17 protein-coding genes are annotated in these 20155 nt (G+C 63.4%); 12 read left to right on the top strand and 5 right to left on the bottom strand.

What is annotated here, in order from left to right; all coding sequences use genetic code 11:
* Positions 1–88 precede the first annotated feature (88 nt).
* Positions 89–1000 carry a response regulator transcription factor gene (locus ACT6Q8_RS19245; protein WP_054167658.1) on the bottom strand — a complete coding sequence of 304 codons (912 nt, stop codon included), beginning with the start codon at positions 998–1000 and terminating at the stop codon, positions 89–91.
* Complete coding sequence (locus tag ACT6Q8_RS19250; RefSeq protein ID WP_444733640.1) at positions 993–4355, bottom strand: hybrid sensor histidine kinase/response regulator; 3363 nt, start codon at positions 4353–4355, stop codon at positions 993–995. Before ACT6Q8_RS19250 ends, ACT6Q8_RS19245 begins: the two co-directional genes overlap by 8 nt.
* A 207-nt stretch (positions 4356–4562) precedes the next feature.
* Here ACT6Q8_RS19250 and ACT6Q8_RS19255 point away from each other — a divergent pair, with 207 nt between their 5' ends.
* The 6 genes from ACT6Q8_RS19255 to urtE all read left to right on the top strand — a co-directional run bounded on the left by ACT6Q8_RS19255 (position 4563) and on the right by urtE (position 11375).
* Positions 4563–5732 carry a porin gene (locus tag ACT6Q8_RS19255; protein WP_444733639.1) on the top strand — a complete coding sequence of 390 codons (1170 nt, stop codon included), beginning with the start codon at positions 4563–4565 and terminating at the stop codon, positions 5730–5732.
* Positions 5733–5848: 116 nt separating this feature from the next.
* On the top strand, positions 5849–7087 hold the full coding sequence (gene urtA / locus ACT6Q8_RS19260; protein WP_444733738.1) for an urea ABC transporter substrate-binding protein: 1239 nt from the start codon (positions 5849–5851) through the stop codon (positions 7085–7087).
* A gap of 85 nt (positions 7088–7172) precedes the next feature.
* Positions 7173–8768, top strand: coding sequence for an urea ABC transporter permease subunit UrtB (urtB, locus tag ACT6Q8_RS19265; protein WP_444733638.1), 1596 nt, complete (start codon positions 7173–7175; stop codon positions 8766–8768).
* Positions 8769–8778: 10 nt separating this feature from the next.
* Positions 8779–9921: an urea ABC transporter permease subunit UrtC gene (gene urtC / locus ACT6Q8_RS19270; RefSeq protein ID WP_444733637.1), complete on the top strand. Its 1143-nt coding sequence runs from the start codon at positions 8779–8781 to the stop codon at positions 9919–9921.
* Positions 9918–10676 carry an urea ABC transporter ATP-binding protein UrtD gene (gene urtD / locus ACT6Q8_RS19275; protein WP_444733636.1) on the top strand — a complete coding sequence of 253 codons (759 nt, stop codon included), beginning with the start codon at positions 9918–9920 and terminating at the stop codon, positions 10674–10676. The genes urtC and urtD overlap by 4 nt, the downstream gene beginning before the upstream one ends.
* 3 nt (positions 10677–10679) lie before the next feature.
* On the top strand, positions 10680–11375 hold the full coding sequence (urtE, locus tag ACT6Q8_RS19280; protein ID WP_444733635.1) for an urea ABC transporter ATP-binding subunit UrtE: 696 nt from the start codon (positions 10680–10682) through the stop codon (positions 11373–11375).
* Positions 11376–11400: 25 nt separating this feature from the next.
* Here urtE and ACT6Q8_RS19285 read toward each other — a convergent pair whose 3' ends face one another.
* The 3 genes from ACT6Q8_RS19285 to ACT6Q8_RS19295 form a co-directional block, all read right to left on the bottom strand.
* A complete protein-coding gene (locus ACT6Q8_RS19285) occupies positions 11401–12879 on the bottom strand; it encodes a serine hydrolase domain-containing protein (protein WP_444733634.1) in 1479 nt (492 codons plus the stop codon).
* A 147-nt stretch (positions 12880–13026) separates the two neighbouring features.
* Positions 13027–13458: an RNA polymerase-binding protein DksA gene (gene dksA / locus ACT6Q8_RS19290; protein WP_054167650.1), complete on the bottom strand. Its 432-nt coding sequence runs from the start codon at positions 13456–13458 to the stop codon at positions 13027–13029.
* A 163-nt stretch (positions 13459–13621) separates the two neighbouring features.
* Entirely contained in the window at positions 13622–14041 is a 420-nt protein-coding gene (locus ACT6Q8_RS19295; RefSeq protein ID WP_054167649.1) for a flagellar assembly protein FliX, read from the bottom strand.
* A 292-nt stretch (positions 14042–14333) separates the two neighbouring features.
* Here ACT6Q8_RS19295 and ACT6Q8_RS19300 point away from each other — a divergent pair, with 292 nt between their 5' ends.
* From ACT6Q8_RS19300 to sciP, 6 genes are all read left to right on the top strand, one after another.
* Entirely contained in the window at positions 14334–15476 is a 1143-nt protein-coding gene (locus tag ACT6Q8_RS19300; protein ID WP_054167648.1) for a flagellar basal body P-ring protein FlgI, read from the top strand.
* Positions 15476–15814, top strand: a complete 339-nt coding sequence (locus tag ACT6Q8_RS19305; RefSeq protein WP_054167647.1) for a rod-binding protein — start codon at positions 15476–15478, stop codon at positions 15812–15814. Before ACT6Q8_RS19300 ends, ACT6Q8_RS19305 begins: the two co-directional genes overlap by 1 nt.
* A complete protein-coding gene (locus tag ACT6Q8_RS19310) occupies positions 15811–16254 on the top strand; it encodes a flagellar export chaperone FlgN (RefSeq protein WP_054167646.1) in 444 nt (147 codons plus the stop codon). The genes ACT6Q8_RS19305 and ACT6Q8_RS19310 overlap by 4 nt, the downstream gene beginning before the upstream one ends.
* Before the next feature lie 229 nt (positions 16255–16483).
* Entirely contained in the window at positions 16484–19012 is a 2529-nt protein-coding gene (locus ACT6Q8_RS19315; protein ID WP_444733633.1) for a flagellar hook-length control protein FliK, read from the top strand.
* A 33-nt stretch (positions 19013–19045) separates the two neighbouring features.
* Complete coding sequence (locus tag ACT6Q8_RS19320) at positions 19046–19723, top strand: flagellar hook assembly protein FlgD (RefSeq protein ID WP_054167644.1); 678 nt, start codon at positions 19046–19048, stop codon at positions 19721–19723.
* 110 nt (positions 19724–19833) lie between these two features.
* A complete protein-coding gene (gene sciP / locus ACT6Q8_RS19325) occupies positions 19834–20148 on the top strand; it encodes a CtrA inhibitor SciP (RefSeq protein ID WP_082372226.1) in 315 nt (104 codons plus the stop codon).
* The last annotated feature ends 7 nt before the right edge of the window (positions 20149–20155 follow it).

Below are 20155 nucleotides of genomic sequence, written 5' to 3' on the forward strand. Positions count from 1 at the left end.
CTGGTTCCTGTACCGCTTGCCCCGGTCAGGCCAGTATGCGGACCCATGCTGCACCGCCATATACGCAGGATGACGTATTGGGGGGGCGCTACCCCTTGCCCGCCATGATCCGCATGGCCAGTGAGGTGGCCGAAGCGCGGTTTTCAACGCCCATCTTGGAGAAGATGCGTTCCAGATGTTTGTTCACGGTGCGGGGGCTGATGCCCAGGATTTCGCTGATTTCCCGGTTGGTCTTGCCATGGATCAGCCAGCGCAGCACCTCCACCTCGCGCAGGGTCAGGTCGATCTGCGCGCGAAGGATATCCTCGCCCGACGGACCGGCAGCGGTCAGCTGGAACAGATGTTCGCCCGGCGCCGTGGGCAGCAGGTAGCGGGCCGGCCCCACCCCAGCGGCGGGCGCCAGGGGTTCCACCGTCTCCGTATCCGACCCGCCGGACACGGCGCGCAGCAGCAGAGCCTGCACCGGTTCGGGCGGCACGGCCCCTTCGCCGAACGCCGCCGACAGCAGGCTGGCCGCCTGCGGTGTGGACCACAGGATATGTCCTAGTGGACTTACGGCAAACAGATGCCGGCCCGACGCATCCAGCGCCAGCCGCGCCCCATGGGCGGCCCGCGCCGTGGCAATATGCACCCGGATGCGGGCCAGCAGTTCGACCAGATTGACGGGCTTGGTCACATAATCGGTGCCACCCACCTCCAGCCCGCGCAGCACATGGGCGGTTTCGGTCAGTCCTGTCATGAAGATGACGGGCAGATGGGCGGTGCGCGCATCGCGCTTGATCTGCTGACAGGTAGTGAAACCATCCATGCCGGGCATGACGGCATCCATCACCACCAGCGACGGCATCACCCGTTCCAGAAGGGTCAGCGCCGCTTCCCCCCGCGTGGCGGCCAGGGCCGTGAACCCGCCGCGTTCCAGCGCCTCGACCAGCATGTTCAACTCGTCGCGATTATCATCGACAACAAGCACCATATCCCCCGCCGGCGCCCCGTCACGCATGCTCCGCCCCCATCATCCCGGCGGTGCCCAGCACCTCTGCCAGCCGCTCATACTCAAACCCCTGGGCCAGCAGCGACAGCCGGTCAAACCAGCCCTCATGCCCCGGATATCCCGCCCGCAGTTCGCGCAGCAGCAGCTCGATCCCCCGCGCATGGCCGATCTTGGTCAGGTTCAGCAAGCCGGCGATTTCCGCCGCCGACAGGGCCGGCGCTGCCTGCACCTGTTCGGCCACCGGCTCCTCCCGCCGCCATTCCAGGTCCAGCAGCACCTCCAGCCGTTCCAGCAACTGGGCGATGTCCACCGGCTTCACCAGGAAATCATCATGCGGCTGATCGGCCCCGCGCCCGCGTTCGGCCAGGTCATGCGCCTCCGCCGACAGAAGCAGGATCAGCAGTTCCTCCATGCCCCCATCGCGCAGGGCCTGCGCCACCTGCCAGCCATTCAGGCCGGGCATGGAGATATCCAGGATCAACAAATCCGGCCTGTGACGCGGCGCCAGATCCAGGCATTCCGCACCATTGCTGGCAAAGATCAGGTCAAAGCCCAGCGGTTCCAGCAATTGCCGCATCATGGACAGATGCTGCGCATCATCATCGCACAGCAGGATGGTGCGCCGGTCACCGTGATAGCCCAGAACCCGATGGCTGGGCCGCGCCTGCACCGGCGCCCGCACCTCCGACAGCAGCATGCGCACCTTGAAGCTGCTGCCCTGTCCCGGCTGGCTGTCCATGGTCAGCTCGCCCCCCAGCACATGGGTCAGAAGCCGCGTGATGGTCAGGCCCAGGCCCGTGCCGGGAATGGCGTCCATGCGGCTGGGCAGGTTGCCGCGGTCGAACGGCTGGAAAATGCGTTCCCGGTCCTCCGGTGCGACACCGATGCCGGTATCCATCACCTCGAACTCCGCCGTTTCCCCGCGCCGCCGCACGCTGAACCGCACATGCCCACGCTCCGTATATTTCACGGCATTGGACAGGAGGTTCATCAAGATCTGGCCCAGGCGCTTTTCATCCGTCAGGACAAAGCGCGGCAGGGTCAGGTCGGGCCAATATTCAAACGCCACGTCCTTGGCCGCCGCCTGCGGCCCGAACATGTCGGCCAGCTGTGCCAGAAAGGCGGGCAGGTCCACCACATCGCGGCTGATCTGTACCGTTCCTGTCTCAATCTTGGAGATGTCCATCAGGCCGTCGACCAGCCTTGTAATGTGCTCCGCACTGCGCCTTATCACCCGCACCGCATCTTCGGGCTGCCGCAAGCCGCCACGCTCCAGCAACTGGGCATAGCCATTGATGGAATTCAACGGCGTGCGCACCTCATGGCTCAAGCCGGCGATGAAGCGGGTCTTTGCGATATTGGCGGATTCCGCCGCTTCCTTGGCTTTTTGCAGGGCCGCGTCGGTCTGTTCATGCGCCTCGATCTCGTCCAGCAGCAGGGTCATGCGCCGCTCGCTCTCCTCCTCCGCCAGACGCCGGCTTTCATGGGCCAGGACGATGGCCCAGGCGGCCAACCCCATGATGATCAAGGCGGCGGCAAAGACGATCTGCAAGGTGGTGCGCACGGTCTCCTTCGACACGCCCGGTATCGCGCCGTACTGCGTGCCGATCAGGGCCAGCAGCATGGCCATGCCCGCCGTCAGCAGCGCCATGATGGCGGCAAAGCGCCCGATGCGGCTGCCCAGCCAGCGGCGTAGCGCCGCCGGCAGTTGGCTGCCCACCATGTCCGAAAGCTGTTCGCCCAGTGTCGCCCGCACCTTGCACCGGTCATGGCAGCGCGTTTCCAGCGAGCAGCACAGCGAACAGATGGGCGCGCCATATGCGGGGCAGTGCGACATGTCCGGTGGCTCGAACATGTTCTCGCACACCGAACAGCGGATCAGGCCGCCTTCGGTGGCCAGAACATCCGGCTGTCGCGCGATATAATACCGGCCTTTGGTGGCCCAGGCGATGGCCGGGGCCGCCACAAAAGCCGACACCAGCCCTAGCAAGGGTGCGAACGCCCGCGCCAGTTCCCCCAGCAGCCCGAAAAACGCCGACAGCGACAGCAGCAGCGAAATCCCCATGGCGCCGACGCCGACCGGGTTGATGTCATAGAGATGCGCGCGACGGAATTCGATGCTGGGCGGGCTCCACCCCATCCGCTTATTGACCAGAAGGTCCGCCGTCAGCGCGCCCACCCAGGCGACCGCCAGATTGGCATAGATGCCCAGGATGCTCTCGATCACCCCGAAAATGCCCATCTCCATCAACATCAGTGCCAGCATGACGTTGAACACCAGCCAGACCACCCGGCCCGGATGCGAATGGGTCAGGCGGGAGAAGAAGTTGGACCAAGCGATGGAGCCGGCATAGGCGTTGGTGACATTGATCTTGGCCTGACAGACCACGATAAAAATCACCGTCAGGGCCAGGGCGAGGCCGGGTGACGACACGATCCGTTCAAACACCATGCGATACATGGCCGTTGGCGTGGCGGCGTCCAGCGCACTCATGCCTGCCTGCATGGCGACGTAGCCCAGCAGGGACCCCGCCACCAGCTTGGCCCCGCCGATGAAGATCCAGCCCGGCCCGGCGATCAGCATGGCGCTCCACCAACCGACCTTGCCCGCCCGTTTGCGATCGGGCAGGAAGCGCAGATAATCCACCTGCTCCCCGATCTGCGGCAGCAGGGAGAGAAGGACGGAGGTCGCCAGCCCGAAGGCCAGCAGCGAGAACCCACCCTCCGGTGCATGCAAGCCAGCCAGACTGGTCCAGCCCGACAGTTCCCCCGGTTCGGCCAGGATGACAAAGACCAGGGGCGATAATTGCAGGATCAGCCAGATGGGCTGCGTCCAGACCTGCATCCAGCTGATCTTACGGATGCCATGGATGGCGATGGGCAGGACAATCAGCGCGCTGATCATGTGCGACAGCCATAAGGGGATGCCCAGGCAAAGGGTCAGCGCCTCCGACATGATGGCCGCTTCCAGGGCCAGCAGGATGAAGGTAAAGCCCGCATAGATCAGGGAGGTGAAGGTGGACCCGATATAGCCGAACCCGCCACCACGGGTCAGCAGATCCATATCCACCCCGAACTTCGCCGCGTAGTACGCGATGGGCAGCCCGGTCGCCAGGACCAGCAGCGCCACCAGGACGATGGCCGCCATGGCGTTCGTGAAACCATAGGCCAGGGTGATAGATGCCCCAATCGCCTCGCACGCCAGAAAGGAAATGGCACCCATGGCGGTGTTACCAACGCGAAATGGCGACCAGCGCCGCGCCCGGTCAGCCGTGAAGCGCAGGGCATAATCCTCCACCGTCTGGTCGGACACCCAACGGTTATACTGGCGCCGCACACGCACAATGGGCAGCGATTTCAGCATGCGCAGATTTCCATCAAAGCCCCAGCCCCCCCCCAGAACCTGTTCCACCCCATGCCCAGCACCCTAACCGGGTCCAGGATACGCAGACATACGTCGTCTGACGTATTCGTTTTCGCACCTGCGAGACATTAACCTTCCTTTCACAAACAAGGGCCAGGGGCCGCAACAGCCCGGCCACGGATTTTTCCGCATAACAGGGGGTGCTTCATGATGGGACGCAAGTTTGCGTCGCGGCCGACGGCTGCGCGCATGGCGGTATCGGCCTTGGCGCTTATGCTGGCTGGCCTGTCCGCTTCCCCGGCTTCGGCCGGCTTTACGCAAACCTTCGGGGATGGCAAGTCGCTGTCCATCGGTCTTGGCATGCGCAGTTCCTATACCAGCGCCGAGGACGCCGCCCCCAGCGGCAATGACCGCTCCAACGAGTTTAATCTGGATAGCGTGCGCGTCTTCGTCTCAGGCTCCCTTTCGGATACGATCAAGGCAACCTTCAATACCGAACGCGATGGCGACGGCAATCTGAAGCTGCTGGACGGTTACGCCCGCTTTGAATTCTCCGATGAATTTAATATCTGGGTAGGCCGCATGCTGCCGCCCAGCGACCGCGCCAATCTGGACGGCCCCTACTACATCAACGCCTGGTCCTATCCCGGTGTCGTGTCGCAATACCCCGCCAAGTTCGCGGGCCGCGATGATGGTGCCACCGTCTGGGGCAAGCTGCTGGACAAGCGCCTGACCTATGCCGCCGGTGCCTTCAAGGGCCATAACCGCATCCGGGGCGCCAGCAACCAGGGCGACAACATGCTGTTCACGGGGCGACTGGCCTATAACTTCCTCGATGTGGAGGATAACCCCGCCTATTACACCAGCAGCACCTATTACGGTTCCGCCGACGTCCTGACGCTGGCCATTGCCGGTGCGTATCAGGAAGATGGCGTCGGCACCGCTGCCCGGCCCGGCGATTATGGAGCTGTGAGCATCGACGCCCTGTTTGAAAAAAATCTGGGCGATGCCGGGGCCATCACCCTGGAAGGGGCCTGGTATTCCTATGACACAGACGGTGTGACCGACGTGGCCCCCGGTTTCGGCGGGGCGTCCGGCACGGCCAATGTCGGCGGGATCGTGGCGGGGGAGGCCTGGCTGATCGGCGGCGCCTATCTGTTGCCAGCCAAGGTCGGCATCGGCAAGTTCCAGCCCTTCGTGCGCTATCAGACCTTCGATCCCGACGCCTCGCGCTTTGATATCAAACAATATGATTTCGGCGTGAACTACGTGATCAGCGGCCATTCCGCCCGGATCAGCGCCGAATATTCCACCATCGACACCGGCCCCGGCGCCGACAGCGACCGTTTCACCCTCGGCCTGCAATTGCAGTTCTGACGGTGTCGGTCACGCGCACCTTTCCCCCAAAATCATTTCTGCTGACGGGAGATAACCCCATGTCGCGTCGTCAATTCCTGCGTTCCGCCGTCCTTTCCATCACCGGTGCCGCCCTGATGCTGGGCACCGCCGGGGTGGCGCTGGCCGCTGACAAGCCGCCGATCAAGGTCGGCATCCTGCATTCGCTGTCGGGCACCATGGCGATCAGCGAGACGACCCTGAAGGACGTCATGCTGATGCTGATTGAGGAGCAGAATAAAAAGGGCGGCGTGCTGGGCCGCAAGCTGGAACCGGTGGTGGTGGACCCCGCCAGCAACTGGCCGCTGTTTGCCGAAAAGGCGCGGGAACTGCTGGCAGTGCAGAAGGTTTCGGCCACATTTGGCTGCTGGACCTCGGTGTCACGCAAATCCGTGCTGCCAGTGTTCGAAGAACTGAACGGTATTCTGTTCTACCCCGTGCAGTATGAGGGGGAGGAGAGCAGCCGCAACGTCTTCTATACCGGTGCCGCCCCCAATCAGCAGGCCGTTCCTGCCGTTGATTACCTGATCGGTGAAGGGGTGCAGCGCTGGGTCCTGGCCGGCACCGACTATGTCTATCCGCGCACGACCAACAAGATCCTCGAAGCCTATCTGAAGGCCAAGGGCGTGAAGGCGGAAGACATCATGATCAACTACACGCCCTTCGGCCATGCCGACTGGCAGTCGATTGTGAAGGATATCAAGAAGTTCGGCAGTGCGGGCAAGAAGACCGCCGTGGTGTCCACCATCAATGGCGACGCCAACGTCCCCTTCTATAAGGAACTGGCCAACCAGGGCATCAAGGCCACCGACATCCCCGTCATCGCGTTTTCGGTGGGTGAGGAGGAACTGGCCGGCATCGACACCAAGCCGCTGCAAGGCCATCTGGCCGCCTGGAACTATTTCCAGAGCGTGAAGACCCCGGTGAATGCCGACTTCATCAAGAAGTGGCAGACCTTCACCAAGAACTCCAAGCGCGTCACCAACGACCCGATGGAAGCGCATTTCATCGGCTTCAACATGTGGGTGCAGGCGGTGGAGACGGCCGGCACCACCGATCCCGACAAGGTGATCGACGCCATGATCGGCGTGGCCGTGCCCAACCTGTCGGGCGGCTATTCCGCCATGCTGCCCAACCACCACATCACCAAGCCTGTCCTGATTGGCGAGGTCCAGGCCGATGGGCAGTTTGAAACCGTGTGGAAGACGCCGGGCCTCGTCGCCGGTGACGAATGGTCCGATTACCTGCCCGACAGCAAGGACCTGATCGCCGATTGGCGCAAGCCGCTGTCCTGCGGCAACTTCAACACCGCCACGGGCAAGTGCGGCGCGAAGTAAGCGATGGGCAAGGCGGGGACGGAAATTACCGCCGTCCCCGCCTTGCTGTTGATCCCTCACCGACGCTCCCCCGAAAGGCCACCCCATGCGAATGCTGCTTCTGCTGCTGTCCCTGCTGGTCACGCCGCTGGCCTGGGCGCAGGCGACGGGTCCCCTGATCGATGCGCTGGCCACCGATGATTACGCGGCCAAGGAACAGGCGCTGACCGCCCTGACCGAGACGGGCGACCCCGCCATCGTGCCAGCCCTGAAGGCGCTGGAGGGCGGGCAGCTTTACCGCCGGCTGACCGATGACAAGGTGGTGATCGGGCGGGAGAATGGCGACAATATCAGCCTGACCGATCCGCTGTCGGGCGACGCGCTGGGCAGCGTGCCGGCGGGGGATCTGGAACTGATCCGCGTCAATAACCGCCTGCGTCGCGCCATTGGTGCCAGCCTGGGTGCGCTCACCCTGCGCAGCCCCGATGCCGCCGTCCGCCGCACGGCGGCTGAAGCCGTTTTCGTCAACCGCGATGCCGCCGCTTTGCCCCTGCTGGAGGCGGCATTGGCCGAGGAACAGGACGCAAAGGTCAAGCGCAGCCTGCAACAGGCCCGCGCTGCCATCCTGCTGGCCGATGCAAACCTGGGCACCGAGGAGAAGCTGTCCTCCATCGCCACCATCGCGGACAAGGGCGGTCAGGCCGCCCTTGCCCTGCTGAACCCACTGACCGGCAGCACCGAACCAGCAGTCGCCAAGGCCGCCACGGAAGCCGTGCGCCTGATCGACAACAAGCTGGCCTGGGCGGCGGCGGCGCAGAACATCATCTACGGCATGTCGCTGGGCTCCGTCCTGCTGCTGGCGGCCATTGGCCTTGCCGTCACCTTCGGGGTGATGGGCGTCATCAACATGGCGCATGGGGAAATGGTGATGCTGGGGGCCTACACGACCTATGTCGTGCAGGAAGTGATCCGCACCCATGCGCCGGGCCTGTTCGACTGGTCGCTGCTGATCGCCTTGCCGCTGGCTTTCGTCGTCGCGGGTGGGGTCGGCATACTGATCGAGCGCGGCATCATCCGCTTCCTTTATGGCCGCCCGCTGGAAACCCTGCTGGCCACCTGGGGCCTGTCGCTGGTTTTGCAGCAAGCGGTGCGGTCGCTGTTCGGGCCGACGAATATGGAGGTGGGGAACCCCGACTGGATGGCTGGTGCGTTCCAGGTTGGGGAAGTCACCATCACCTATGGCCGCATGTGGATTTTCCTGTTCGGCCTGATTGTCTTTGCCGCCCTGATGCTGCTGCTGCGCCGGACACCACTGGGCCTACAGATGCGGGCCGTGACCCAGAACCGGTCCATGGCGCGGGCCATGGGTATCCGTACGGCACGCGTTGACGCCCTGACCTTCGGCCTGGGTTCCGGCATTGCCGGGCTGGCGGGCGTGGCCCTGTCGCAGATCGACAATGTCAGCCCCAATCTGGGCCAGGGCTACATCATCGACAGTTTCATGATCGTGATCTTCGGCGGCGTCGGCAACCTGTGGGGCACGCTGGTCGGTGCCCTGTCGCTGGGCATCGTCAACAAGCTGTTGGAACCGCTGGCTGGTGCCGTGCTGGGCAAGATCCTGGTGCTGGTCGGCATCATCCTGTTCATCCAGGCGCGTCCGCGGGGCCTTTTCGCCCTGAAGGGCCGCGCCATCGAACATTGAGGGGACGCCCATGCAAGGCGGAATTCTGTTGCCGCGGCTGGACCGCGCAGGGCTGGCCTTCGGGGCGGTGGCGCTGGGTCTGGCCATCCTGATCCCCGTCCTCAACCTGTTGGTCCCAGCCGACAGCCCGTTCCATGTGCCGCCGCATCTGGTGGCGCTGATGGGCAAATATCTTTGCTATGCGCTGCTGGCCCTGTCGGTCGATCTGGTCTGGGGCTATTGCGGCATCCTGTCTTTGGGCCATGGTGCGTTCTTTGCGCTGGGCGGCTACGCCATGGGCATGTATCTGATGCGGCAGATCGGGCCGCGCGGCATGTATGGTCACCCGACCCTGCCCGATTTCATGGTGTTCCTGAACTGGCCGGAACTGCCCTGGTACTGGCTGGGCTTTGACCAGTTCTGGTTTGCCGCCCTGATGGTGCTGTTGGTGCCAGGTTTGCTGGCGGGCCTGCTGGGCTGGCTGGCCTTCCGCAGCCGGGTGACGGGCGTCTACCTGTCGATCATCACCCAGGCCATGACCTTCGCCCTGCTACTGGCCTTCTTCCGCAATGACATGGGGTTCGGCGGCAATAACGGCCTGACCGATTTCAAGGATATTCTGGGCGCCTCCATCCAGGCCGATGGAACGCGCAGCGCGCTGTTCGCGGCCTCGGCCATCGCACTGGCGCTGGGGTTCATCCTCTGCCGCTGGATCGTGCGGTCAAAACTGGGCCGCGTGCTGGTCGCCATCCGTGATGCCGAAAGCCGCACCCGGTTCCTGGGCTACCGGGTGGAACAGTATAAGCTGCTGGTCTTTGTCACCTCGGCCTGCATGGCCGGCGTGGCTGGCGCGCTGTATGTACCGCAGGTCGGCATCATCAATCCCGGCGAATTCAGCCCCGCCAACTCGATCGAGGCGGTGATCTGGGTGGCCGTCGGCGGGCGCGGCACCCTGATCGGGTCGGTAATCGGCGCGGTGCTGGTCAATTTCGGCAAGACCCTGCTGACCAATGCCCTGCCGGAAATCTGGCTGTTCGCGCTGGGCGGCCTGTTCATCGCCGTCACCCTGTTCCTGCCGCGCGGCATTGTCGGCCTCTGGACCGGCTATTGGACCCGGCGGCGGGAAAAACAGGCGGCATCCATCACCACCCAGCCCGTGACGGAGGGGCAATGATGTCCACCAGACCCGATCCGCAGCATACCCAGCTTTATCTGGATGGCGTCTCTGTCAGCTTTGACGGGTTCCGCGCACTGAACAACCTGTCACTGATCATCATGCCCGGTGAAATGCGCGCCATCATCGGCCCTAATGGGGCGGGCAAGACCACGATGATGGACGTGATCACCGGCAAGACGCGGCCCGACAAGGGCACCATCCTGTTCGATGGCGATACCGACCTGACCCAGATGGACGAGGCCGGGATCGCCACCTTGGGCATCGGGCGTAAGTTCCAGAAGCCGACCGTCTTCGAAAGCCACACCGTCTGGAACAATCTCGACCTGGCCCTGGCCGGAAAACGCGGACCGTTCGCCAGCCTGTTCCACCGCGACGGGGCCGATGATGACCGTATCCTTTCCATCCTGGACACCATCCGCCTGTCCGGGCGGCGGGATGTGCTGGCCGGATCACTTAGCCACGGTCAGAAGCAATGGCTGGAGATCGGCATGCTGCTGGCCCAGGAACCGAAACTGTTGCTGGTCGATGAACCGGTGGCCGGCATGACCGATGCCGAAACGGCGGAGACGGCGCGTCTGCTGCGGGAGATTGCGCAGGCTCGCTCCGTCGTCGTCGTCGAACATGACATGACCTTTGTCCGCGATCTGGATGTGAAGGTCACGGTCCTGCATGAAGGCTCCGTCCTGTCCGACGGTTCGCTGGACCATGTCAGCGCCGATCCGCGCGTGATCGAAGTCTATCTGGGGCGGTGAGACATGCTGAACGTCAATGACATCAACCTGCATTATGGTGCGGCGCAAGCCCTGCGCGGCGTCAGCGTCATGGCCCAGCCGGGCAAGGTCACATGCCTGATGGGCCGCAATGGCGTGGGCAAATCCTCCACGCTGCGCGCCATCATCGGCCATCGGCCTATCAGCGGCGGGTCCATCACCTGGGAAGGGGCGGACATCTCCAAACTCTCCACCGAAGACCGGGCCCGGCGCGGCATCGCCTACGTCCCGCAGGGGCGGGAGATTTTCCCCCTGCTGACGGTGAAGGAGAATCTGGAGACCGGGTTCGCCCCCCTGCCCCGGCGGCAGCGTTTCATCCCCGATGAGATATTTGAGCTGTTCCCCGTGCTGAAATCCATGCTGTCGCGGCGCGGCGGTGATCTGTCGGGCGGTCAGCAGCAGCAATTGGCCATCGGCCGGGCACTCGTCACGCGCCCGCGCCTCCTGCTGCTGGATGAACCGACAGAGGGCATTCAGCCGAGCATCATCAAGGATATCGGCCGCGCCATCTCATGGCTGCGCGACCGGGGCGACATGGCCATCGTGCTGGTGGAGCAATACTTTGAATTTGCCCGCGACCTGGCAGACCTTTACGCCGTCCTGGACCGGGGCGAAGTGGTAATGGCCGGGGACAGGGCCGGGCTGGTGGAAACCGACGTGCGGAAGTTCCTGACCGTTTGAGGATGGCCGTGGCCATAGAACCGCTTCAGCGGATTGGCGCACCAACATCCCCGTTCACGCCGCGCGCCTGCAACAGGGCGGGCAGGACCACCTCTGCCATGATTTTGTTCGGCGGTGCCCCGCCCGTGTTGTAGCGCGAACCTGTGAAGACAGCGATTAGATCCAACTCAGGTACAATATAAATCTTCTGGCCGCCATTGCCTTGGGCAGCGCTTATGTAAACACGATGGGTACCGTCCGGCGTCGACACGCGTAGCGACATGCGCCACCAGAGGAAGCCATAGTCTGTATTCTCGACACGGCTGAGTGAAGAAAGCGACTGCTTTACCCAGGCGGCAGGCAGCACCTGCTTTTTACCCCATCGTCCCTCATTCGCGTAGAGCATTGCGAACTTCAGCATATCGCGCGGGCGCATGGACATCATGCCGAACGATTTGTCACTATTGGTTAGGTAGTGGTCCCATGTCCAATCGGACCGGCGGATGCCCAACGGCCCGAACAGATGTTCTTGTGCGTAGTCGGGCAACGTCCAGCCTGTCGCCTTTTCCACTATGCGACCGGCCAGAAAGGTAGCGCCCGTACAATAGTGACCAACCGTGCCAGGTGCCTCGACCATTTTCAGGTCAACCATCACACGGATCCAGTCGGGCTTGTCGTAGAGTTTATTCTCGCCGCCAGGAGAGTTCGCTGAGTAGTCGTTGCAGTCCAGTCCAGATTGCAGGGTGAGGAGATGGCGTAAGGTGATCGCGGCCTTACGCGGATCGGCGTTGGCAATGTCCGCGTAGCCAAGCCAGGGCAAAACGGGTTCATCCAGCGTGATAGCCCCGTTTGCGACAGCCGACCCTACGACAGCGCCCACGACCGATTTAGTTGCAGAGCGCAATTGATGGGGCGTGTTGCGGTCATAGCCGTAAAAATATTCCTCCAGCACGAGCTTACCGCCCTGGAAGATCAGGATGCCATCCACATCCGGCCACGTCTTGTCGAGGACACCAGCGACGACGCGGCTGGCGGCGTCGGTGCCGAGGTCAGATCTGGCGATATTGCCCACCGGGATGCCGTCTTTCAGGGCGCTTGGCATCCGGTAGCGATAGGCAGGCGACCCGACCGGGCGGGGCCGGAATCCCGCTTCAGTTAAGGGGGTTATGGTAGCCGATAAGCGCTGATAAAGGCCTGTATTGTCCTCCACAGCGTTAACCTGACCATCGGAACCGCGATGAAAGATAACGTCTGCGCCGCCGCCGTTGATGAAGACATCAGCCGATTTTCGGCGCAACGGATACTTGCCGCCGCTGATCACCGCGTACAACTCTTCAGGGGCAGCGATCTCCATCGTTCCGCCCTGATAGGCATAGGTGCCAACGAAGTCGGTCAGCGGCGGAAACTTTGGTACCTGAGACGGCCCGGCTAAGTCAGTCGCTAGATTCTGTGCAATGGACGGCTTGCCGATAGCCGTCAAGGCAAGTGCGAGGGTGATCGTCAGGAAAAAGCCCAGGTAGCGCATCGTTCTTCTTCCTTCTGGAGCCATGTCTGCAAACCAGGGAAAAAGCCGATTGCACCCTATCGGGCCTGTTAATCGCTGCTGCGACCCGTTCGGACAGACGCCGGCAGCAGCACGCGAAACGCTTTCTCCTGCCCCTCGCGCGCCACCTCAATCGTCGCGGTGCGTGCGCTCCATGCGCTCATGCCGTTCCTGGGCTTCCAGGCTCATGGTGGCGATGGGGCGGGCCTCCAGACGGCGGACTCCGATCGGCTCGCCTGTCTCCTCGCAATAGCCGTACTCACCGTCATGGATGCGCTGCAGGGCGCTGTCGATCTTGGAGATCAGCTTACGCTCGCGGTCGCGGGTGCGCAGTTCCAGCGCACGATCCGTCTCCAGCGTCGCACGGTCGGCGATGTCAGGTTCCTGCAACCCGCCATCCTCATGCAGACTGTTCAGCGTTTCGCTGCTTTCACGCAGCAGCTCCGCGCGCCATTGCAGCAGTTTGTGCCGGAAGAAGGCCCGCATCAGCGGGTTCATATATTCCTCGTCCTCCGACGGGCGGTAATCGGCGGGGAGCAGAGGCAACGTATTAGACGACATCTGACTGGTCCGATCCTGGGCCTGGAAACGGCGCGGAGTATAGGGAGACAAGGCCCGGCCCGCAACAGGCGAACAGCATCGGCGCAAAACTTCTAATGCGCTGAAACCAAACAATTTACTGGGGAAGCAGCCCGATCAGTCATTCAGGCGTATGCCTGCGCGATCAGCCCTGCGGGGTCAGCTTCGCGATCTCCACCTGCGCCCGCAGGTCGATCTCATCCAAAACCTGCTGCAGCTCCGGATCGTCCAGGTCACCGATGCGGTTCTGAAGAACCCGCGTCAATTCATGGAGCTTTTCCAGCGGGATGGTGCCCATTAGCAGGCCGAGACGGATTTCATCCAGCCGGTCCAGAATATCCTCGCCCCGCGCCTGCGCCTTGCGCTTCTTGCCGGACAGGGCGTCATCGACCTCCTGCAGGGCGAACAGCGGATTGATGCCGGACAGGCCCTGCGAGCCAGATGAGCGCGAAACGCCATCATCCTCGTCCCCGCCCTGGATATGGCGTGCGAATTCGCCACCACCGCTGCGCGTGGCTTTCTTCACCTGACCGGGACGGGCGGAGGAAGGACCCTCGATCTTCATGGCGCGGTTGGCTGCTTTCGCTTTTGAGCGGACCGGACGGCATTCCGACACCAGATATATAGGCCGGATGCACGTCTTTCACTATAGGTATCACCCGCAGCGCCCCGCGTCCTAGGGCATTTTTTGCCCGCAGGCAGGACCTGAGCCTTTGTACGGGGCGGCAAGCCTTGACCAGCGGCCCGGAAAGGCGCGCAATCCCTGGACTGGCACGGTTCTGGCATCGACCAATCCGACGATAAGGGGCGGAAAAGCCCCGAACCGAAGGCAAAGCGACAGAATCGGAAGCACCGCCATGGCGACGCGCACCTCCTCCACCAAGACCCGGATCGGCCAGTGGCTGGCCGCCATCCTGACGGCCCTCACGCTGATGGCGCCCGACATGGCGCACGCGGACAGCCGAATCAAGGATATCGCCGATGTCGAGGGTGTGCGCGACAATATGCTGATCGGCTACGGCCTTGTGGTCGGCCTGAATGGCACCGGCGATACGATCAACAACTCGCCGTTTACCGAACAGAGCCTGATCGGCATGCTGGAACGCCTGGGCGTCAATGTCCGTGGCGATACGATCCGTACCAAGAATGTGGCCGCCGTTATGGTGACCGCCACCCTGCCGCCCTTCACCTCGCAGGGGTCGCGCATCGATATTTCGGTCGCGGCCATGGCCGATGCCAAGAACCTGCAGGGCGGCACCCTGCTGGTCACCCCGCTGCTGGGCGCCGACGGTGAGGTTTATGCCGTGGCCCAGGGCGCCGTCGCCATTTCCGGCTTCTCTGCGCAGGGTGCCGGTGCCTCCATCACGCGGGGCGTACCGACCAGCGGGCGCATTGCCGGTGGTGCCATTGTGGAACGGGAGATCGATTTCTCCTTGTCCGACCTGCCCTATCTGCGCCTGTCGCTGCGCAACCCCGATTTCACGACGGCGGTGCGTGTGGCCAACGCCATCAACCAGTTCGCCGGCCCGCAGACGGCCAAGGCGCTGGACCCGACCAGTGTCGTCATCAATGTGCCGATGCAGCGCAAGACCGACCTTGTCGCCTTTCTGGGTGAGGTGGAGCAGTTGACCGTCCGGCCCGATCAGGTGGCGCGTGTCGTCATTGACGAGGCGTCCGGCGTCATCGTGATGGGTGAGAATGTCCGCATCTCCACCGTCGCCATCGCCCAGGGCAACCTGACCATCAAGATCACCGAGACACCGCAGGTATCCCAGCCCGCGCCGTTCAGCCAGGGTGGACAGACGACGGTCGTGCCGCGCACCGACATTCAGGTCGATGATGGCGCCGACAAGAAACTGGCAGTCATGCCGGCCGGCGTCTCGCTTCAGGAACTGGTCGCAAACCTGAACGCGCTTGGCGTGGGGCCGCGTGATATGATCTCGATCCTCCAGTCCATCAAGGCGGCTGGTGCCCTTCAGGCCGAGATTGAGGTGATGTGATGTCCGACAGCATGAAGCTTTCCACCCCCGGCTTTGACCCGCAATCCCTGTCCCAGGCCGGTGGCCTGAAGAACAAGGGCCCCAACATCAAGGATGTGGGCAAGGCGGCGCAGGAATTCGAAGCCGTCTTCCTGTCCCAGATGCTGGGCCAGATGTGGCAGGGCGTTGAAGCGGATGACACCTTCGGCGGCGGCGAGGCGGAGAACACCTGGCGCGGCATGATGGTCGAAGAATATGGCAAGCAGATCGCCAAGGCCGGCGGCGTCGGCATCGCCGACGATGTAAAGGCCGCCATGATCCGCATGCAGGAACAAGAACAAGGGAAAGGATCGAAATGACAGCCAATACCCGCGCGGATGCGCTGATCGATGCGATGCGGCGGTTGACGGACCTTTTCCAGTTGGAGAATGACGCCATTGCCAACCGCAACCTGCCGGCCCTGAACGCCATCGCCGACAAGAAGCCCCTGCTGGTCCGCACCTATGAGGATTGCGTGCGGTCGGTGAAGGCGGATACCGAAACGTTGCAGTTGATGGATGCCGAGGCCAAGGCCCGGCTGAAACAGGCATCGGACGAATTCATCGAGGCGACCCTGGAACATGCACGGCTGGTCCGTGCCGCCACCCAGGTGACGCAATCCACCATCAATACCCTGGTCACCGCCATCAACAAGGCGCGGGCCGACGAAGGAACCTATACCCGCCGGGGCGGGATGGTCATGCCGGCGGCCTATGCCCGCAAGGCCGCACCCTCAATGGCGTACAACAAGTCCTTCTGATCCCATTTTAGGTTTATGATCCCAACTCAACGGCGCGCAACCCGTACGCCGTAACGCCATCCCCTTGTCCACCGGGTTTCGGGCCTCTACGCCCGGCAAGCCTTGCCCAGGAACCGGCAGCTTCTGCCCCCCGGCAGGGCCTGACCAACCCGAAACCCAGCAATTCCGGCACGTCCCTATTGGCACGATAGGTGCATGGTCCCAACCGAATAGCGCAGGAATACACGCCATGGACATCTCAGCCCTTCTTGGAGCCAGCACGGCCACCGCCCCATCCGCCTTGTCCTTTGGCGTGATGGGAGGTGGCATCGGCAATGGACCGCCGTCCGGCGAAGGGCTGGAGGGTTTGGAGGGGCTGGAAAGTTTCAACCAGCTCCTGGGCAACTTCCTCTCCCTCACCGGTGCTGATGCCGGAACGGGCGACGGAACGGCGATACCGGTGCTGACGACGGATGAGGTGCCAGGCGCCCTCACATTGGGCATGGGCGGACCAACCGTGCCATCGGCCGCGCCATCGGGCCTGGGCGCCTTGCTGGGTGGCGGTTTCAACCTGACCAACATGGCCGGCGCCGCCAATGCCGGTAACGGTGCAAAGGGCATCGAAGCACGCTGGGCACAATCCGGCATCAGCCTGCTAGCCAATGGCAGCCTTTCGGGACAGGAGATGAACCCCGAAGTGGTGGCCTTCCTCAACGACCTGTCGCAGGCCTTTACCGCCGCCAGCCCCCTGTCTGAAGGGGAGTCGGTGATCGACGGCGCCACGCCGGCGGATGCCGAGACCGAGGAAGGCGAAGTCGATATTCTGATGGCCTTGCAGGGCGGCACCGGAACCGATGCCAGCCTAGTGGTACAGGTCACACAGGTGACCATCGCCAGTGCCAACAGCAATGCGCCGGTAATCCCCGTTCTGACCACGGATACGGCGCCCAGCGCGCTGGGGGTCAATCTGACCGTGGCAGGCACCGGGCTGAGGGCCTTGCCGGCACCGGCAGACGCTAGCCTTGCCACAACAGCAAAGCCCGCAGCGGCCCCCGTCATCCCGAAGCTTGATACCGCCATGATGACCGCGGCCACACCGCCCGCCACCAACATGGCGGCGCCAGTGGATGCGCCAGTGGATGCGGCACCGACCAGCAGCCCGGCGGTGGAACAGAAGGCCGCTCCCATCGCCGCGCCGCAGCCGGAGGCGATCAGCATCAAGGTCGCGTCGCCATCGACACCCGCGCCCAGTACGGCACCGGCGCCCCCCGTGGTGACAGGCACCGTCGCAGCCACCGGCACAGAGATCACGCCGGCCACGGACACTGCTGACGAAAAGCCAGGCGCCATCGCGTTGCCCGCCGATCTGGCCGCCACAGCCTCCGGCGATGAGAAGGCATCCGTGAAGGAGATGGCAGCAGCCAAGGCCGCCAGCGCCACGACCGGCAGTGCGGCTGGTCAGGCTTCAGTGAACGTAACAGAGCCGAAGGCACCGGCACCGGCGGTAACAGCACCGGCAAGCGCCGCCCCGGCATGGACCGCATCGGTGCAGGAGAGCACCGATAAACCGGCGGTCACAGCGGCCAGCGGCAACATGACGGCCCCAACCGCACCTGCTACGGCGGCATCCCCCACGCCGGCGACCAGCCCGACGCCGGCAGCGGCGTCTTCCACAAAGGCGCAGACGGTACGCAAGTCCGAGCCGGCACCCGCCGAAACCACCATCCTGACGGCATCGGCACTGCCGGCAGAACCGGCGGCGGAGACGGTGGCGGTGGCCGAGGCTGACCCGGCCATGGCCACGACGGCCAACAGCCCCACCCCGCATACCGTGACGCTGCGGACCAGCAGCACCGCCGCACCGACCGCCGCAGCCCGTCCGGCCCCCGCCAGCGCGCGACCTGCCGCTGATGCCAATGCCGCCCCGGTGGAGGGGGAGGATGTGAAGGTGACGGAAGCGGTGAGCGATGAAGATGAGGCGGTGACGAACAACCGGATGCTGGCGCCCAAGCATGTGGGTAACGAAGCGCGGGCCGAGATGCAGGCGGATATCGCTGGATCGGCACAATCTGCCGGGCAGAACCAGCCGGCCACCCGCGTCGACACCACAGTCATGCGGGCCGAGACGGAGGATAATCTTCTGTCCCGTGCCATTTCCGCCGGCGCCAAGGGCCATGAAAGCGGTAGTAGCACCGATGGCAGCAGCGAGGGTGGCTCCGGCTTTGCAGAGGCGCCCGCTGCCGATGGCATCGACCCGGCCACAGCCGGCCTGCATTCCGGCGAGAATGGCAAGGTCCAGGGCAATGATTTCGCGCAGTCCCTGCGCCAGACCAACGCCCCGCACCGCCCCAACGCCTACACCCCGCCTGGACAGCAGATGGCTTTCCATGTGCAACGGGCCGTCCAGGACGGCAATGACCGCGTCTCCATCCAGCTCAACCCCTATGAAATGGGCCGCATCGATGTGCAGTTGGAGATCGGATCGGAAGGAAAGCTGCGCGCCAAGGTGATGGTGGAGAACCCTGCCACCCTGGAGATGCTGCAAAAGGACAGTAAGAACCTGGAGAAGGCCTTGCAGGAGGCCGGTCTGCAGACCGACCAGGACAGCCTGTCCTTCTCACTCCAGGACAGCGGCGACCAAGCCCAGCAGCGCCAGGACCAGCGAGACCAGTCCGGCTATGGCACGGGGTTTGCTTCTGATGATGTCGAGGAAGAAGACCCGGCAATTATCGCCCAGGCCCAGATCTTGGAGTTCGGGCGGGTGGATGTACGGGTCTGATGCAGCATATCCCTGACGGGAAGGATCAAGACGATGTCCATCTCCGGTATCGCGAATACAGCCGCCAATGCGGCCAACGGCACCTCCGGCACCAAGGAGAAATCCGCGCTGGGGGATCTGTCGGACAATTACGAAACCTTTCTGACGCTGCTGACATCGCAGCTTCAGAACCAGGATCCGTTGCAGCCGACCGACACAGCCGAGTTCACCAAGCAGCTGGTTCAGTACTCGCAGGTCGAACAGTCGATCAAGACCAACGACAAGCTGGATGGCGTCATCAGCGCCATCAATAACGGCCAGCCCAATCAGGCACTGGGCTATATGGGCAAGACGGTGGAAATCCAGTCCAACGGTATCTCCCTTCAGGACGGCAAGGCTCACCTGACCGTATCCACCGACAGCGTCGCCTCCAGTGCGGTGTTCGAGATCACCGACGCCAAGACCGGCAAGGTACTGCGCACCCTGGAACTGTCCAAGTTCGCCGGTACCCAGGACATCAACTGGGACGGCAAGGACAGCAGCGGCAAGCAGTTGGAGGATGGTACCTACAAGGGTGTGGCCAAAATAAAGGGGGTCGATGGCAAGGACATGAGTCCGCAGGTCATGAGCTTTGGTCGCGTGACCGGTGTCGATTTAACAGCGGGTGAACCTTACCTGATGTTGGGCACCCTGCCGATCACCATGAACAATGTCCTGTCGATCAAACAATGAATGACCTTATGCGCTCTCATACTTTCGGGTGATCCGGCCCTTCTTTCACGCTTTGTTAAGAGCGTGCCGCTAACGATGGCGGGGAAGATCGTATCGGAGCGTTCCTTGCCATGAAGCCCTTGAATAATGCCGCTACCAGCCGCCTGCGGGCGGAGACGGATCTGGATGCCGCCGGCATTCAGCATGGCAGCGGTCCCTTGACGCTGGACGATCTGCCGCCGCCCGACACCCGCCGCTGGGTGATGCGCCGCAAGGCAGAGGTTGTCGCCGGGGTACGCGCCGGGTTGTTGACGGTCGAGGATGCGTGCAAGCGCTATGACCTGTCGTCAGAGGAATTCGCCTCCTGGCAGGAAATGATCGACCGCCATGGCGTGCAGGCGTTGCGCGTGACCCGCCTGCAGGATTACCGCCGGCGCGAGGGCTGACCCGAGA

It is taken from the genome of Niveispirillum sp. (assembly GCF_052437035.1).
GTDB lineage: Bacteria > Pseudomonadota > Alphaproteobacteria > Azospirillales > Azospirillaceae > Niveispirillum.

Bases quoted from the DNA above. Each gene is read 5' to 3' on its own strand.
- ACT6Q8_RS19250 (WP_444733640.1), bottom strand. From the start codon at position 4,355: ATGCTGAAATCGCTGCCCATTGTGCGTGTGCGGCGCCAGTATAACCGT.
- urtE (WP_444733635.1), top strand. From the start codon at position 10,680: ATGCTGAACGTCAATGACATCAACCTGCATTATGGTGCGGCGCAAGCC.
- urtD (WP_444733636.1), top strand. From the start codon at position 9,918: ATGATGTCCACCAGACCCGATCCGCAGCATACCCAGCTTTATCTGGAT.
- ACT6Q8_RS19315 (WP_444733633.1), top strand. From the start codon at position 16,484: ATGGACATCTCAGCCCTTCTTGGAGCCAGCACGGCCACCGCCCCATCC.
- sciP (WP_082372226.1), top strand. From the start codon at position 19,834: ATGAAGCCCTTGAATAATGCCGCTACCAGCCGCCTGCGGGCGGAGACG.
- urtA (WP_444733738.1), top strand. From the start codon at position 5,849: ATGCTGGGCACCGCCGGGGTGGCGCTGGCCGCTGACAAGCCGCCGATC.
- urtB (WP_444733638.1), top strand. From the start codon at position 7,173: ATGCGAATGCTGCTTCTGCTGCTGTCCCTGCTGGTCACGCCGCTGGCC.
- ACT6Q8_RS19305 (WP_054167647.1), top strand. From the start codon at position 15,476: ATGTCCGACAGCATGAAGCTTTCCACCCCCGGCTTTGACCCGCAATCC.
- dksA (WP_054167650.1), bottom strand. From the start codon at position 13,458: ATGTCGTCTAATACGTTGCCTCTGCTCCCCGCCGATTACCGCCCGTCG.
- ACT6Q8_RS19310 (WP_054167646.1), top strand. From the start codon at position 15,811: ATGACAGCCAATACCCGCGCGGATGCGCTGATCGATGCGATGCGGCGG.
- ACT6Q8_RS19320 (WP_054167644.1), top strand. From the start codon at position 19,046: ATGTCCATCTCCGGTATCGCGAATACAGCCGCCAATGCGGCCAACGGC.
- ACT6Q8_RS19255 (WP_444733639.1), top strand. From the start codon at position 4,563: ATGATGGGACGCAAGTTTGCGTCGCGGCCGACGGCTGCGCGCATGGCG.
- ACT6Q8_RS19295 (WP_054167649.1), bottom strand. From the start codon at position 14,041: ATGAAGATCGAGGGTCCTTCCTCCGCCCGTCCCGGTCAGGTGAAGAAA.
- ACT6Q8_RS19300 (WP_054167648.1), top strand. From the start codon at position 14,334: ATGGCGACGCGCACCTCCTCCACCAAGACCCGGATCGGCCAGTGGCTG.
- ACT6Q8_RS19245 (WP_054167658.1), bottom strand. From the start codon at position 1,000: ATGCGTGACGGGGCGCCGGCGGGGGATATGGTGCTTGTTGTCGATGAT.
- urtC (WP_444733637.1), top strand. From the start codon at position 8,779: ATGCAAGGCGGAATTCTGTTGCCGCGGCTGGACCGCGCAGGGCTGGCC.
- ACT6Q8_RS19285 (WP_444733634.1), bottom strand. From the start codon at position 12,879: ATGCGCTACCTGGGCTTTTTCCTGACGATCACCCTCGCACTTGCCTTG.